Here is a 14,589-nt window from a genome sequence, read left to right as displayed (position 1 = left end):
GGCGGAGCGGACCCTCCGCCGACCGGCGGAAACGCCGCCGGGCGGTGTGGCGGGGCGGCGCGCAGCAGGACAAGCGTCCGAAAAACGGGACCTATCCGCGCCCGGGAACATCCGTGCGCCCATCTGGGACCACAGCCTCATGACGCCCACGAGCGCGGATACCTACCGTCGTGCTGCCTTCCCTGATCCCGATGGGCGACGTAGGTGTCCGTCATGCTGTTCCCCCGTGGTGACGTCGGCGCGTCGCTGACCGAGTACCTCGCGCTCGTCGTACTCGCCGGCGTCGTCGGTGCCGTGGTGCTGAACACCGTCATCCCCGGCCGCGTGCAGGGCAACGTGGAACGGGCCGTGTGCCTCATCTTCGTCCGGGAGGGGTGCGACTCCGTGGCACCCGGCCAGCGGGCCGACCAGCAGGACGGCCAGCAGAACGGGAACGGGCAGCAGCAGGCCGACGTGAACCACACCGACGTGCCCTGCACCCGGTCGCGTTCCAACGAGAAGGTCGGCGCGGAGGTGCAGGTCGCCTCACTGACGCTGGGCAAGGAGTACACCTACGTGAAGAAGACCCTCGCCGACGGCCGCGTGAAGGTGATGTTCGTCGACGAGAGCCAGGTCGGGGCGACCGGAGGGCCGCCCGGGTGGAACATGCCCGAGAACAAGGTCGCCGAGGGCGAGGCCAGCCTGGAAGGCAGCATCGAGGGGCACTTCTCCGCCGGCAACGGCTACTACTTCGACGGTGAGGAGGAGTTCCAGAAGTTCAAGGGTGACCTGGAGAAGTCCTTCGTCCGGGACCAGGTGAGGAACGTGGGAGGCTGGCGGGCCGACCTCGCCTACGCCGTCGGCGACGCCACCGGGATCACCGAACCCCCGGACCCGCCGGACCCCGACATCCGGAGCGCCAGCATGGGCGCGGAAGCGGCGGCCAAACTCGAGGGCGAGCTGCTGGTCGGGGAGGACACGGAGAAACACGGCACGGTCGGCATGAACATGGAGGCCGAGGCGGAGGTGAAGTTCGACGAGTCGGTGACGGTCTCCGAGCGGCGCGACGACCCCGACAACACGCGTTACGCGTTCACCCGCACCTACTCGGCGGAAGCGAGCGGCAAAGCGGCCAAGGGCGGCAGGGCGCTCGGCTACGGTTGGGACGCCGAAGCCGGCGCGGAGTACTCCTGGGACGGCGCCGTCCGGATCATGCGCAACGAGGACGGCACCCTGCACAGCATCCGCTACATCACGAAGACCGAGAAACTCGGGAAAGCCGGCGCTTCCGGGACCACCCCGCGCGGCAACGGCAACGGGGCCGGCGGTGACGGCACAGCGGTGACCCAGGGGGTGGAGGTCACCTTCGACACACCCCAGGAACGCGCCACCGGGGAGCGGCTGCTGCGCCAGCGCGGCCCGGCCCCTCCCCGGAACCTCCTGCGGCTCATGGACCAACAGCTGCACCAGACCACCAACGCTGGGAACGGAACGGTGCCGCCACCCGACGCAGACGCCCCCGCGTGGCAGCAGCTGGTCTATGACAAGGGCAAGGTGTGGCAGAGCCAGTCCGACCTGGACCACGCGGAGGGAGGCTTCGACGCCGACGTGAAGTGGGGACTGCAGTTCGGGTTCGACTTCGACTGGGAGAACACCAGCGCCAGCACCCGGCAGGCGCGGGTATTGGGCGAACCCGGCGACGGCGAGCGCGCCTTCCGCGAGTTCCCCTCCTGCGTGGAGGAGGGCGACGCCTGACTCCCCACCGCGCGGCGGCCGGACACCCCTGAGGGGAGGTCGGGGGCACCGCCAGCCGTAGCGCCCGCCCGGATGGCGGTGCCCCGGTGCCCGCCGGCCCGGTGAGCTACTGGCGGGCGACGGCGGGCGCCCCGTCCCGCAGGACGTACTTCTGGATCTTGCCGGTGGCGGTCTTGGGAAGCTGGTCCACGAACTCCACCCCGGTGGGCGCCTTGAAGTGCGCCAGGTTGTCCCGGGCGAAGGCGATGACCTCCTCGGCCGTGACCGGTTGCCCGTCGTGGGCGACCACGAACGCCCGCGGCGACTCGCCCCACTTCTCGTGCGGCACTCCCACCACCGCCACCTCCTGCACCGCTGGGTGGCGCAGCAGCACCCCCTCCACCTCGATGGAGGAGATGTTCTCCCCGCCGGAGATGATGACGTCCTTGATGCGGTCGCGGATCTCGACGTAACCGTCCGGGTGGGTGACGGCGGCGTCTCCGGTGCGGAACCAGCCGTCGCCCATGACCCGCTCGGTGGCCTCCGGGTCGTTGAAGTAGCCCGCCATCACCACGTTGCCGCGCACCGCGATCTCCCCGATCGTCTCCCCGTCCCAGGGGACCTCGCCGCCGCCGTCGGCCAGTACCGCCAACTCACCGGAGGTGATGAGCTCCACCCCCTGGCGCGCCTTGAGCACACCGCGTTCGCGCACGTCCAACCCCGCGTGCTCCGGCCGGGGCTCGCACACCGCGATGAACGGCGTAGTTTCGGTGAGGCCGTAAATGTGGGTGACGGTCCAACCGAAACCCGACTCCAGGCGTTCGATCGTGTCCGCGGCGGGGGAGGCGCCCGCGGTGACCACGTGTACCCCGGCAGGGGTCTCCCCACGCACCTCCGGTGGGGTGTTGGCGAGCGTGATGAGCACGGTCGGGGCGGCGCACAGCCACGTTACCCCCTCGGCGCGGACGAGCTCGAACACGTGCCCCGGGTCCACCGCGCGCAGGCACACGTGGGTGGCGGCCGCGGCCGTCACGATCCAGGTGTAGGTCCACCCGTTGGCGTGGAACATCGGCAGGGTCCACAGGTAGCGTTCGCCGACGTCCATCCGCAGGTGCAGCAGGGTGCCGACCGCGTTCATGTAGGCGTTGCGGTGGGTGATCATCACGCCCTTGGGGCGGGCGGTGGTGCCGCTGGTGTAGTTGATCGTCAACAGGTCCGACTCGGAGATCTCCGGCCGGGTGAAATCGGGGCCGGTCTCCGCGAGGAGCTGTTCGTAGTCCTCCCACCCGGCGCGGGCGCCCTCCAGCGCCACGAACCGCCGCACCCCGGGCATCCGGTCGCGCACCCCGTCCAGGGCGTCGAGCTGGTCGGAGTGGGCGCACACCACCGTGGCGCCGGAGTGGTTCACGATGTAGACGAAGTCCTCGGGGGAGAGGCGGTAGTTGATGGGCACCAGTACCGCCCCGATCTGCGGCACGGCGTAGAACGACTCCAGCTGGCCGTGCGTGTTGGGCGCGACGTAGGCGACCCGGTCACCCTTGGAGACCCCCATGTTCTGCAGCGCCGCCGACCACCGGTCGCACCGGTCGAAGAACCGCTCGTAGGTCATCCGGGTGTTCCCGTCGACGACCGCTTCCCGCTGCGGGTGCAGCCTGCGGGTGCGCCGGGCGAACTCCAACGGGGTGAGGGCAGTCTCCATCACGCCTCCTCGCGCCAACGGTGGCCGGCCGTGGCGGCGCCGTGACAGCCGGCCGCTTCTCGGGGTGACACGCAACATACGGTCCCGCCACCCCAGGCGACAAGACCGTGCGGTGGTTCGGTCCCCCGAACAACCGGTGGAGCCCCCACAAGGCGCCCCTCATGTGGTGGACCCGGCCCGGAACGCGGAACGCGGCCTGCCCTTCGCGGGGGAGAGCCACCGTCGCAGCTCGTCATGGCGGCCCTGCTTGCGGGGAGATCGATCGGGTTGGTGGCCGTTCTGGGAGGCGGGGCGGTAGGCGTCGCTCCACTCCTTGAGTATCTGGGGGCCGACGGCCAGGTACTCGGCGATGCCGTACGTCCCGTGGTAGTCCACCGTCCCGGTGCGGCGGCTGTCCCGGGTGCGCAGCGCCCGCTCGCGTTCGCCGCTGGTCCGCAGCCGCGGCAGTTCCACACGTGTGGTCCTGGTCAGCACGCGTCTGGCGATGCCGTGCTTGGTCTGGTGCTCGTCGTCCCCGTGCCGTGAGCCGGGGACGACCCTGGGACGGTGGTTGGGACCCGGATCTGGGGCTGCGGGCTCACGACGAGGACGGGCGGGAGCCCCTAACCTGACGTGGCAACGCGCTTGTGCACTATGGCCCTGGCCGCGTGGGGTGTCGGATTCGGGAGGTCGCGAGTGTCGGGACGTATGCCGAGCCCCCTGAGGGGGGCGCGCGTCCTGCTGTTCCTGTTCGGGGCGCTGTCGGCCCTGGTGTTCGTGGGCGGACTCATGGCCGCAGACGTCGACGGACGTGTGGTGGGACGCCTGTTGTGGGTGGCGCTGCCCGGGGTCGTGGCCACGGTGCTGGCGCTGCGCCTGCCCCGGGGCGGCCGGGGAGTGTTCTGGACGACCGTCGGACTGCAGGTGTTCAGCCTGCTGCAGGCCCTCGGCAACCTCGGTGCGGGTCAGCCGCAGGGACTGCTCCAGATGGTGCTGCCCACCGTCGTGCTGGTCCTCGTCACCCGGCCCGCGTCGCGTTCCTACCTCGTCCGCTAGCGCACGCCAGTCAGACCCCAACCCCCTCCGCGTCGTCTCGGGAGTACCGCACCGATGCTGCGCACGATCCACGACCCCGATCGGGGCGCGAATCTGCTCGAGTACGGGGCGGTGGTCGTCCTGGCCGCCGCCGTGTTCACCGCGTTCATGCTCAGTGGGATCACCACCACGATCTCCGAGTCCGTGGGCTCGGCGAGTGAGCAGCTGTTCTCCCACCAGGAACCCGACGGCGGGGAACCCGACGGCAGCGGTGGGGGGAGCAACGGCGACGACAACGGGAACGAGGACGCGTCAGCCAGTCCGCAGCCCCGTGCCGAGCCCGCGGCCAACAACCCCGACGGTGACGGCGGCGGAGACGGCGGTGGTGGCGACGACAAGGGGGTGCTCGACCACGTCGCTGACGGGGTGAGCGGCTTCTTCGGGGGCATCCGTGACGATGCCGAGGGCATGGTGGACGTGGTGACCACCAACCCGGTGGACACCGTGCAGCAGATGTGGGAGGGCATCAAGAACGACCCCGTGTCGCTGCTGGTCAGCAAGGAAGCCCGGGAGTCCTGGGGCGAGGGCGACTACGGCAGCGCCATCGGCCGAGGGATCTGGGACACCGGCTCGTGGCTCATCCCGGGACCCGGCTGGGCCAGCAAGGCCGGAAAGCTGGGCAAACTCGGCCGGCAGGCGCCGGACGCACCGGACGCGCCGAACCGGAAACCCGACACGCAACGGGCGGACGGCGACAACGGCAGCGGAAACAACGGGAACGGGGACAGCGACCAGAACGGCAACAACCGGGACGGTGCCCCCTGCAAACCCAGCAGTTTCCTGCCCGCGACACCGGTGCTGCTGGCCGACGGAACCACGGTGCCGATCGACGAGGTGGAGCGCGGTGACACGGTGTGGGCGTTCGACCCCCGAACCGGTACCGAAGGCCCTCGTCAGGTGACCGACACCATCACCTCGGCCGGCACCAAGGACCTGGTGGACGTCACGGTTCGGGACGGTCAGGGCACGAGCGACACGCTGACCGCCACCGCCGAACACCCCTTCTGGGCACCGGCGCGGGCACAGTGGATCGAGGCCGCGGAGCTGTCCCCCGGAACGTGGCTACGGACCTCCAGCGGAACCTGGGCCCAGGTCTCGTCCGTGGACCAGCGTTCGTCCGAGGACCAGCGCGTACACAACCTCACCGTCGCGGACCTGCACACGTACTATGTCGGCGGGGCACGGACGAACACACTCGTCCATAACAGCGGCGGGAACTGTCCCGCGGACTTCGACGATAAACAACTGCAGAAGAAGTTCAAGCACGCGGACGATTTCGGGGTCCAGGGGAACTTCAACAAGAACAAGAGGGAGGAGTTCCGGGAGGTTCTGAAGGACCACGTAAACTCCTCCGGTACGAAGCAGGTGTCCGGTACATACCGGGGAGGTTCCGTAACGCACTACGTTGACCCGAAAACCAGGCTCAACGTCATAGTCGACCCGAACGGGAACTTCGTCAGCGGTTGGAAACTGAGCCCCGAGCAACTGAAACACGTCACGAGTACGGGAGACCTGTGATGTCGTCGGCCCCGGTCGCTCCGTACGTGGAGCTGTGCAGGCAGTTCGTCCGAGGGGGGATGACCGCCTCGTGCTTCGAGAGCCTGTTCCTGGTCATGTACAAGAGCGAGATGCGGGAGCTCGAGTCGCACTACAGCGACATGGCCGAGCTTTTCTGGGCTGTGGACGCCTACTGCCCCGACCCGGACATACGGGACTCGTCAGACCTCGACGAGGAACAGCTGCGGAGCGCGGCGCGCGGTTTCGTCGAGGCGGTCCAAGGGGAGGTGTAGGATCCGCCGGCCGGACGGCAATCCCGCGCCAGCCGGAACCGTGCGGGCCTTGTTCCGGAGCGTGTGCGTCCACGATTCTCCGGGGATGCGGGAGCTCCGGCAGCAGACGGAGCGCATCGTGTCCGCGCTCCTTGGGCCCGGGACCGGCCAGTGCGGATGTGCGCGTCTCCGACACGGCGCCTGCCGCCGAGGTCGAACCGGAGTGCTTCCGGTCGACATCACCGTTCCCCGCGAACGGGGATACCTCACCGGTTCCGGTTCCCCGCCCGAGGCGGGACATGTGCCGCGGGAAGGCGTGATCCGGTGCGCGGCAACGAGAGGTACCGGGAGGAGCTCTCCTACCTCGTCTCGTACGCGGCCAGCGACTGGCTGCACTTCTATCCGGTCGAGGGCGCGGCCCGCGTGCTGCTCGGGGACGACGCCAACGAGGACCAGGTGCGGGAAACGGTGCTGTCGCTCGTCGGTGACCTGTTGGACGCGGGTGCGCAGGCGGTCGAGCTGACCTCCGCGGACGATCCCGCCCACGTGCCGTGGGGGCTTTCCCGCGCGGAGACGCTCGCTCGGATACGTTCCGAACTGGAGAACCTGGACGACCCGTTGGACTCCATACACATCTGCTGGTTCACGTTCCCCGACACGGGATCGGGATGAGCGGTGCCAGGACGTCCCGGCGCGGAAAGAACCGGTCCCCCTTCTTCCTCAGGACCGGGAACCGCCCTGGCCGGGAGAGGGCAGCGCGGCTAACCTGATCCCGGCAGCGCACGCGCGACAGCAGAGGAGTGGCGAGCCGTGGTGGAGACCCTCGCGCCGATCGTGTTTTTCCTGCTCGTAGCGGCGATCTTCGCGACGGTCATCTGGATGTTCGTCCACACCTTCCGCAGGGACCGGGAACTGCGCGGCGACGATACCGCCGAGCGGCTGCACCGGTTCGCGTCCCAGCGCGGCTGGTCCTACCAGCGCCACGGCGGGCTCGCGCCGGGAAGCGGCCTTGTCGGGAACTCGTCCGCACGCGAATCCACCCGGGTGTGGGACCTGGTGTGGGGAACCCACCGCGGCCGGAACTTCCGCTGTTTCCAACACCGGCGGACCAGCGGCGACGAGGACGGCCGGAACACGCGCTACCACCGGGTGTTCACGGTCACCCTCCCCGACGACGTGCCGGATCTGCAGGTGACGGCGGTCCGGTGGTCCCCGCTGTGGACCCGCGTCCGCACGACCGGCGACGAACGGTTCGACCGCGCGTTCGCCGTCGCCACCAGCGACGAGCGGTTCGCGGCGCGTGTGCTCACCCCCGAGCTGCGGGAACGGATGCTCGCCCACCCGCCGCCGAACGGGGTGGTGCGTCTGGGCGGCGGCGAACTCACCACCTGGTACAAGCAGACGCGCGCCTTCGACCCGGAGAGCATCGAAGGCGTCCTGGACGGGTTGTGCGACCTGCTCGACCGCATACCCACCGTGCCCGCCGGCGAGCGCCCCGAATAGGGCCGTCGCGCCCACCACGGCCGGTCCGGCCCCGTTGCCGGTCAGGCCCGTCCGCGACCGGGGCGGGACCCGCTATCCCGGTACTGCGCCGGCGGTGTCCCGAAGGAGGGGAAGTTCCTCCCGCAGCCAGGCGGTAGGGCTGCACCCGGCGAACTCCCGCCAGTCGCCGGCCAGGTGCGCCTGGTCGTAGTAGCCGCACTCGGCCGCCACACGGGCCAGGTCCCGGTTGCCCGCACGCAGCAGCCGGCAGCAGCGTTCGAACCGCACCAGCCGCGCAGCCCGCTTCGGCGACACCCCCATCTCCCGGCCGAACCGCTGGTTCAGGTGGCGCCTGCTCCAGGACACCTCCCGGGCGAGTCCGGCCACCGGCACCGTCCCGCCGGAGGCGAGCAGCACCCGCCACGCCCGCAACACCTCCGGGGCGGTCCGCACCGGCGTGAGGGAACCGGTGAACACCGTGTCCAACACGGCGAACACGCCGTCCCAGGAAGGGGCGAGCGACAACCGCTCCGCCAGGTCCCCTCCCCACCGGTTCGGAAGATCGGCGACGTCGAACGCGGCCCCCGCGAGGTCTGCGGCGGGGACACCGAGAAGCGCCCGGATACCGGGCGGGTCCAGCTCGACCTGGACCCCGCACTGGTGCTGCTCCCGCGCGAGGAGCGTGGGACGCGTGCGCAGGCCCGACACGGTCGCCCGCGCGGTTACCGGCGCGTGGCCGGGTGAGGGGCCGTCCACCACCCGGATAGGGGCGGTGAAGCTCACCACGAGGGTCACGTGCCGGGACGGCAGGCCGCGGTGCACCCCCGGCGGGGCACCGTGCTGGGTGTAGCCGGTGTAGCGCCGGACGAGGTTCCGCAGGGCAGGGTGGGGAAGCGCCGTCACCCACCCCGTGTACGGGTGCGGCATGACTCCACGTTAGGTCGTCACCCGCACCTCAACCCAGCTCGGGAGGATCGTAGGGCGGCCCCTTGAGGACGTGGAACCCCCGCACCCCGGCCACCTGCAGGGTCCCGTCCCACAGCCGCAACGCCTCGTTCCCGCGCGGGACGCGGGAGGTGACCGGGCCGAAGAACGCGGTGCGGTCGTCCCCGTCGGACACCGCCAGGATCGGGGTTCCGATGTGCGGGCCGACGAGGGAGATCCCCTCGTCGTGGGAGGCGCGCACCTCGGCGTCGTAGGAGGCGGACAGCGCGGCCTCGGCGAGGTCCTCGGGGAGTTCCGCCGCGCGCAGCGACTCCCGCAGCACGGACCGCTGCTCCTGGTCACCGTTGACGAAGACGGGAGAGCGTCCCTGGGACCACAGGGCGGTGTAGAACCGGCCGAAGGCCTGTGACCCGTGGTGGCCGCGCACCGCGGCGGCCACCCGCACCGGTGGCCACAACCGTTCGGGGTCGCCCTCCGGGTTGTCACTGCGGTGCTCGTTCAACACCGCCAGGCTCATCACGTGCCAGCGCACCTCCAGCGGTCGCGCCTCGGCGACCTCCTCCACCACCCACCGGGAGGTGATCCAGGTGTAGGGGCACGACGGGTCGAACCAGAAGTCCACGAGCTGGCTGCCGGACAAGGCCCACCTCCACGGTTGCGCGCGGCCACACGTGGGGGGAGGCTACCGCGGGGCGGCACCGGCGGGCACTACTCTCGCCGGGTGTGGCTGCCACGTTGCCCGCGGAGCCGGTGAAGCTCCCGCTCCGCCTGGGGGAACCCCCGCCGCGCGAGGGAGGTGAACAGTGCTTCGGCCTCGCCGGCGCGCCCCTGCCGGGTGAGGAGGTTGCCCAGTGCCGTGAGGGAACGCGGTTCGCCCTGCATGGCGGGCTGCTGCCACGCGCTCTCCGCGAGGTCGCCGCGTCCCGCCCGGTGGGCCATCCTGCCCACGAGGAACCGTTCTTCCGGGGTGGCGGCGTTGTCCAACGCGGCCCGCCACGCCACCAGCGGGAGGCCGTCCCCGCTGTCCCCAGCATCGTGGGCCGGGACGGGGGATTCCTCGCGGGCCTCGCCCGCGGCGGTACCGGGCCCGGCGTCGTCGGGGCGCGGCTCGGGTACCACGGTGCGGGCCATGGTGAGCAGCAGCATGCCCAGCACCCGCCGCGGCGGGAGAAGGTGCGGCGCCGGGGACGTCTCCAGGTCGTGCCGGTGCTGCCCGTACTCGGCGGTGTCCAACGTGGCGGCCACCACGGCTCCGGCGCGGAGCAGGCGCCCCACGGTGGCGGGTTCCACCCCCTCGGAACCGAGCCGGCCGGTGACGTCGCCCAGCCACAGCACGTAGGGCGTGTCCGGATCGGCGGGCGCCGCTGTCAGGTCGGCACCGCCGTGCGGCGCCAGCACCGGCCAGTCCGGAAGTTCGGCGCGCAGCGCCTCGAACACCGCACGGGCGTCCGCGGAACCGGGCCCAGAGGGGACCAGAACGAAGCCGCCGCGCATGCCGGCCTCCCGTACCTGACCACGCAGCTCCCCGGCGGCGGGCGTGTGATCCCGGCTCCGGCCGCGCCCCCCGAACTCGTCCACGCGGGGCCACAGGTGGGGCGGGGGAGGGGGCCAGTGCTGCCCGGGAACAGCCATCGTCGGTGCTTCTCCTGCGATCGTGCCGGAGTCCGCGTCGCTTCCAGTATCCCCCACCGGGGCGCGGACACCGGGGCACCGGTCGGGAAAACCCGACGTTCCGACGCGGCTGGTTGTTCCGCCACACTCGGGAGTGCCGGAACGGCCAGTGGGGCCGGAACGTCCCAGTGACGAGAGCCGGACCCGCACACACGAAAGGACACCACAGTGAAACGTATTCTGGCGAGCCTGGGGCTGGGCAACGCCTCGGTGGAGACGGTGCTGCGCGACCCCAACACCGTCCCCGGCGGGGTGCTGCAGGGCGACGTGTACATCAACGGCGGTTCGGTGGACCAGCACATCCAGGAACTGACGGTCGGGCTGCAGGCGCGCGCCGAGGTGGAGCACGGCGACGCCGAACACAGCCAGAACCTGGAGTTCGCGCGGGCGCGCATCGGCGGGGAGCTGCAGCTGCAGGCCGACGCCCATGTGCACGTACCGTTCGAGCTTCCGGTGCCGTGGGAGGCGCCGCTGACCGCCTACCGGGGCCAGCACCTCACGGGCATGCACGTGGGGCTGAACACCCAGCTGCACGTGGCGGGCGGGGTGGACCCCGGCGACCTGGACCCGGTGTCGGTGCACGCCATGGAAACCCAGACCATCATCCTGGACGCGGTGAGCATGCTCGGGTTCAGGTTCATGAAGGCCGACTGCGAGCGGGGAAGGATCCGCGACACCAGCCAGAAGCTGCCGTTCTACCAGGAGGTCGAGTACCGCGCCCCCAGCGGTTACGCCGGGCTCAACGAACTCGAGGTCACGTTCATCACCGACGAGCGCGCGTGCGACCTCATTCTGGAGCTGGACAAGAAGGGGGGCCTGTTCACCGAGGGGCGGGACTCCTTCAAGCGGATGCGTATCGAGCACGGCACTGTAGAGGCGAACGGGCTGGCTCACCAGTTGAACGACTACCTCGGCTCGGTCGTCGGCGACCGTCCCCTTCTGTAACACCCCTGGTCTTCCCCGGTGGCGGCCGCGCGGCAGGCGCGTGCGGCCACCACCGGGAGACACACGCGACGCGGGAAGGTATACGTACGAGGCGGCTGGTGCCCCTCGGACGCGGCCACTGGCGTCCTGTGGCCACCCGCGCGGCCGTACGAACCCGGCCGGGTGTGTCCCGATCCCTCCCCTTCCGCAGGGAGCTTCCCGTTCGCTTCCGTGGTTCCGGCCGCCGTCACAGCCGTGGCCGGAACCGGCCGTGCATCCATTCACGGACCCGAACCATTCCGTTCCTTCCTGGCCAGGGAAAATATCGATTTCGCATCTGATTCCCGGTTTCCTCGCATTGGTAACATCGCCTGGCCGGGCGGAGCTTTGTGTCTTTCGTCCGAGCGCGCTGCGGCTACGAGGAACCAGAGGAAGGAGTGCTCCGTGGGCGACATCGGTATGAACCCGGACTCCGCGCAGGAGAAGGGAAAGGAAGCGGAATCGCTCGCAGCGGGATTCCGCGATTTGGAACTCGATTTCTCGGACGCGTTGCAGGCAGCGAAAGCGGCCTCCGGAAGCGAGCCGGGTGTGTCCGGCTGGAACGGGTTCGCCGACAAGCAGAGCAACCAAATGTCGTCCGTGGAGAAACAGGGCCTGGACCTGGCGGAGAACGTGCAGTCCGGCGCCGCGGAAGGTGCCAACACCGACAACGAGAACGCGAACAAGTACAGCGGTGCGAGGTACGGACTCAGCAGAAATATCAATATCAGGTGATGAGGAGTCCTACTGTACAACCTGTCGCTAGGGGAGAACCGGGATGAACAGTTTTTCGCCGAAAGAGTGTGACGCGAAGCCCGAGGCGCTGGAGGACCAGGCCGACGAGCTCGAGGGTCTAGCGGAGCGTATCACCGGAAAATCAGGGGACTTGAACTCGCAGTTCAACGACTCCGCGAAAGAGTTCTCTGAGATGGTATCCGAAGGAATCCGAGGCGTAGCAGAACGGAACCGTGAGGCATGGGGAGACGCCGTTTTCGCGTGTATCTATGCCAGCAAGATAGCGCGGAGATGGGCTTCTGACGTCCGTTCCTACGAGTCAAAGATCGAGAAACTCCAGGACGAGTGGGACGAAGAGAGGAAGGATAATTTTGGCGTCGACATGGAGAACACGCAGGGAGCGGGGGGTATCGGTGCGGACAAAGCCCTGCTGAACGCTCGGGAGAATACGGCCGAGTCTTTGAACAGTCAGGCCCACGACCACTGGACGAAGCTCGTGGAACGGGCCAACGAGCACACTGACGCACTCAAGGAAGGACCCACCCAGGAGAACGTGCAGAACCTGATCGACGACGGCGCTCTCAAATGGGCTCCCTTCAACCTCAAGGGAGCGGAGCAGCCCATACCAATAGACAAAAAACAGGGAGGAAAGGATGCGGAAAAGATAAATGAATATATAGAGAAAAAAGACAAAGATTTAGAAGAAATAGATAATTTTCCTCCTGGTCTTGCGCAAAATCTAAATATACTAAAAGAAAGGATTGCTTATAAACAACAGAATGGCGGAGAGCTAACTAAAGCTGAGATTGGTTATATGGATAAACTTGTATTTGGCGTTGATGAAGGGTCATATGATCGCTCAATCCTTGATGTGGCAAATTCCGGTGATAGGAAATTCAAAGAAGGAATAGCAAGTGCTGTTCTTGCTCTCTCTGATGAGGAATTGGGTGGTTCTTATGATGATATTCCACAGAGCATAAAAAGAGTGGCCGAAGGGCCAGATGAACCTCGGAGCCCTTCGACTACCGAAAGACATGAATATGATGATTGGGTTGCAGATGCAAAAAAAATTAGGAAATCTGTTTGACAACACCAGTAGTGATGGAATCCAGGGAGGAAAGGTTCTTTCAGCAAATATCACACTAACAATTCCTGAAGCAATTGAAAAAATGGATAGCATAGAAGGTAAAGATTATGACATTGACAGGAAAAACAACGAGAAAGTTTTGGGGTCCCTTATTGATGGTGCCACCAGGAACGAAAAAGCGAATCACATAATTTTAACTGGAAAAATGGAAGATGAAAATGGTGAGGAAGTAGATTATAAGCATCCTAAAAATGGTGAAATAAATACTGCTGATGTTTTGGAGACTCTTTATACTTATGATTGGAAAGATGATGGGAAAGAGTTGAGGGGTCTTACGGATTGGATCGCACGTGATGCCGATAGTGATGATCCTGAGGAGGCTAAAAGGGCCGGTGAGGCAGCTGCAAGTCTTATAGAATCTATGGTTTCCACTAATGAAAGATTTGTAAACCTAACGGAAACTGGACATTCATTAAATGGAGAGGATGATATAACATTTACTCGGTTGAACCCTGAAATAGCTGACAGTTATTTGGGTATATATTCCTCTTACATAGAAGATTTTTCGCATCAGAAGAGTTCGGATGACTATTCTTATAAGGGAGAAGATTTAGAGATACCCGATAGGGCAAGAGTAAGATTTATGCAGTTTATTGCAGGAGACGAGGATTCAAGGGAGACTATGGTAGCAGAGACAGAGGCTTATAGAATGAGTAATATTGTAGATTATGAAAATATGACTTCAGGGGATGCCTATGATGCAGCATCAAGGAATGGGAAGATTCAAGCTCTGATTGATTCCTCTTTGACAAATGAAGCCATGGATAGAGAAAATAGTACTTCCGATGCGGAAGAAAGTTTGTCAAAGAGCAAGGCGAATGGAGCTAAGATGTTTGCTAATGCTGTTATATCTGCGATTCAGGGAGGGGCAGAAAATAATCCTATTGGGGGAGCTGTTGCAGAGGCAGCTAAAAGCATTGCAAAAGACAGTATTTCTATGTCTTTGGATAATATGTCTGAGGAGACAAAATCAAATGTAAATGAATATGAACCCATCGCATCTAAAGATGCAGGTACGGCAAAAAGGAATTTTGCTTTGCAGTTACTTTCATCGATGGAAAAAAATGGGGACATAGAAATGAAGGAGTTGGAGGATAAAGGTTTGACAACAAAAGATAAAAATGGAATGACCTATGTCATGTCAGGAGAGCATGAACAAGACAAGGATAAACTAGGGGATCTGGATAGCGGGATAAATCAAGCATTAGAAGGAAAGAAAATAAATTTCTCAGATAGAGAAATGAACGCGAGTGAGTATTTTTCTTTGTATAAAGAAAGTCACGGAAATAAATACGATGAAGTAACAGATAGATATAGAGCAAGAAATAAGCCAGACTATGAAAACCAAAACGGAATCGAAGAAGAATAGATATATTTTATTTAAATATACC

General features: G+C 65.5%; 15 protein-coding genes. 10 read left to right on the top strand and 5 right to left on the bottom strand.

What is annotated here, in order from left to right; all coding sequences use genetic code 11:
- Positions 1-213 precede the first annotated feature (213 nt).
- The gene (locus FHX37_RS13715) at positions 214-1,734 is read left to right on the top strand and encodes a hypothetical protein (RefSeq protein WP_141924269.1); all 1,521 of its coding nucleotides are present in this window, start codon (positions 214-216) and stop codon (positions 1,732-1,734) included.
- Positions 1,735-1,840: 106 nt separating this feature from the next.
- Here FHX37_RS13715 and FHX37_RS13710 read toward each other — a convergent pair whose 3' ends face one another.
- Both FHX37_RS13710 and FHX37_RS13705 read right to left on the bottom strand, forming a co-directional pair.
- Positions 1,841-3,412 carry a long-chain-fatty-acid--CoA ligase gene (locus tag FHX37_RS13710; RefSeq protein WP_141924268.1) on the bottom strand — a complete coding sequence of 524 codons (1,572 nt, stop codon included), beginning with the start codon at positions 3,410-3,412 and terminating at the stop codon, positions 1,841-1,843.
- A 159-nt stretch (positions 3,413-3,571) separates the two neighbouring features.
- Positions 3,572-3,886, bottom strand: a complete 315-nt coding sequence (locus FHX37_RS13705; RefSeq protein WP_141924267.1) for a hypothetical protein — start codon at positions 3,884-3,886, stop codon at positions 3,572-3,574.
- A gap of 213 nt (positions 3,887-4,099) precedes the next feature.
- Here FHX37_RS13705 and FHX37_RS13700 point away from each other — a divergent pair, with 213 nt between their 5' ends.
- The 5 genes from FHX37_RS13700 (at position 4,100) to FHX37_RS13680 (ending at position 7,758) form a co-directional block, all read left to right on the top strand.
- A complete protein-coding gene (locus tag FHX37_RS13700) occupies positions 4,100-4,447 on the top strand; it encodes a hypothetical protein (protein ID WP_141924266.1) in 348 nt (115 codons plus the stop codon).
- Between the two features lie 54 nt (positions 4,448-4,501).
- A complete protein-coding gene (locus tag FHX37_RS13695) occupies positions 4,502-6,004 on the top strand; it encodes a colicin D domain-containing protein (RefSeq protein ID WP_141924265.1) in 1,503 nt (500 codons plus the stop codon).
- Positions 6,004-6,276: a colicin immunity domain-containing protein gene (locus tag FHX37_RS13690; RefSeq protein WP_141924264.1), complete on the top strand. Its 273-nt coding sequence runs from the start codon at positions 6,004-6,006 to the stop codon at positions 6,274-6,276. Before FHX37_RS13695 ends, FHX37_RS13690 begins: the two co-directional genes overlap by 1 nt.
- Before the next feature lie 303 nt (positions 6,277-6,579).
- Entirely contained in the window at positions 6,580-6,927 is a 348-nt protein-coding gene (locus FHX37_RS13685; protein WP_141924263.1) for a hypothetical protein, read from the top strand.
- Positions 6,928-7,065: 138 nt separating this feature from the next.
- Positions 7,066-7,758: a hypothetical protein gene (locus FHX37_RS13680; RefSeq protein ID WP_141924262.1), complete on the top strand. Its 693-nt coding sequence runs from the start codon at positions 7,066-7,068 to the stop codon at positions 7,756-7,758.
- Positions 7,759-7,830: 72 nt separating this feature from the next.
- Here FHX37_RS13680 and FHX37_RS13675 read toward each other — a convergent pair whose 3' ends face one another.
- The 3 genes from FHX37_RS13675 to FHX37_RS13665 all read right to left on the bottom strand — a co-directional run bounded on the left by FHX37_RS13675 (position 7,831) and on the right by FHX37_RS13665 (position 10,314).
- The gene (locus tag FHX37_RS13675; RefSeq protein ID WP_141924261.1) at positions 7,831-8,664 is read right to left on the bottom strand and encodes a helix-turn-helix domain-containing protein; all 834 of its coding nucleotides are present in this window, start codon (positions 8,662-8,664) and stop codon (positions 7,831-7,833) included.
- 28 nt (positions 8,665-8,692) lie between these two features.
- Positions 8,693-9,322 carry a mycothiol-dependent nitroreductase Rv2466c family protein gene (locus FHX37_RS13670; protein WP_141924260.1) on the bottom strand — a complete coding sequence of 210 codons (630 nt, stop codon included), beginning with the start codon at positions 9,320-9,322 and terminating at the stop codon, positions 8,693-8,695.
- A gap of 68 nt (positions 9,323-9,390) precedes the next feature.
- Entirely contained in the window at positions 9,391-10,314 is a 924-nt protein-coding gene (locus FHX37_RS13665) for a hypothetical protein (RefSeq protein ID WP_141924259.1), read from the bottom strand.
- 207 nt (positions 10,315-10,521) lie between these two features.
- On the opposite strand from FHX37_RS13665, the gene FHX37_RS13660 reads away from it, so the two are divergent.
- The 4 genes from FHX37_RS13660 (at position 10,522) to FHX37_RS13645 (ending at position 14,567) form a co-directional block, all read left to right on the top strand.
- The gene (locus tag FHX37_RS13660; protein ID WP_141924258.1) at positions 10,522-11,298 is read left to right on the top strand and encodes a sporulation protein; all 777 of its coding nucleotides are present in this window, start codon (positions 10,522-10,524) and stop codon (positions 11,296-11,298) included.
- Positions 11,299-11,721: 423 nt separating this feature from the next.
- Positions 11,722-12,051 (top strand): hypothetical protein, encoded by a 330-nt coding sequence (locus tag FHX37_RS13655; RefSeq protein WP_141924257.1) that lies wholly within the window; start codon positions 11,722-11,724, stop codon positions 12,049-12,051.
- Positions 12,052-12,094: 43 nt separating this feature from the next.
- Positions 12,095-13,138, top strand: coding sequence for a hypothetical protein (locus FHX37_RS13650; protein ID WP_141924256.1), 1,044 nt, complete (start codon positions 12,095-12,097; stop codon positions 13,136-13,138).
- Positions 13,086-14,567, top strand: a complete 1,482-nt coding sequence (locus FHX37_RS13645) for a TPR repeat region-containing protein (RefSeq protein ID WP_141924255.1) — start codon at positions 13,086-13,088, stop codon at positions 14,565-14,567. The genes FHX37_RS13650 and FHX37_RS13645 overlap by 53 nt, the downstream gene beginning before the upstream one ends.
- The last annotated feature ends 22 nt before the right edge of the window (positions 14,568-14,589 follow it).

This window comes from Haloactinospora alba (assembly GCF_006717075.1).
Taxonomy (GTDB): Bacteria; Actinomycetota; Actinomycetes; order Streptosporangiales; family Streptosporangiaceae; genus Haloactinospora; species Haloactinospora alba.
This window is presented reverse-complemented; position numbering and strand designations above follow the sequence as displayed.

Coding starts and splice junctions, on each gene's coding strand:
- FHX37_RS13715 (WP_141924269.1), top strand. CDS start 214: ATGCTGTTCCCCCGTGGTGACGTCGGCGCGTCGCTGACCGAGTACCTC.
- FHX37_RS13710 (WP_141924268.1), bottom strand. CDS start 3,412: ATGGAGACTGCCCTCACCCCGTTGGAGTTCGCCCGGCGCACCCGCAGG.
- FHX37_RS13700 (WP_141924266.1), top strand. CDS start 4,100: ATGCCGAGCCCCCTGAGGGGGGCGCGCGTCCTGCTGTTCCTGTTCGGG.
- FHX37_RS13695 (WP_141924265.1), top strand. CDS start 4,502: ATGCTGCGCACGATCCACGACCCCGATCGGGGCGCGAATCTGCTCGAG.
- FHX37_RS13690 (WP_141924264.1), top strand. CDS start 6,004: ATGTCGTCGGCCCCGGTCGCTCCGTACGTGGAGCTGTGCAGGCAGTTC.
- FHX37_RS13675 (WP_141924261.1), bottom strand. CDS start 8,664: ATGCCGCACCCGTACACGGGGTGGGTGACGGCGCTTCCCCACCCTGCC.
- FHX37_RS13665 (WP_141924259.1), bottom strand. CDS start 10,314: ATGGCTGTTCCCGGGCAGCACTGGCCCCCTCCCCCGCCCCACCTGTGG.
- FHX37_RS13650 (WP_141924256.1), top strand. CDS start 12,095: ATGAACAGTTTTTCGCCGAAAGAGTGTGACGCGAAGCCCGAGGCGCTG.
- FHX37_RS13645 (WP_141924255.1), top strand. CDS start 13,086: ATGAATATGATGATTGGGTTGCAGATGCAAAAAAAATTAGGAAATCTG.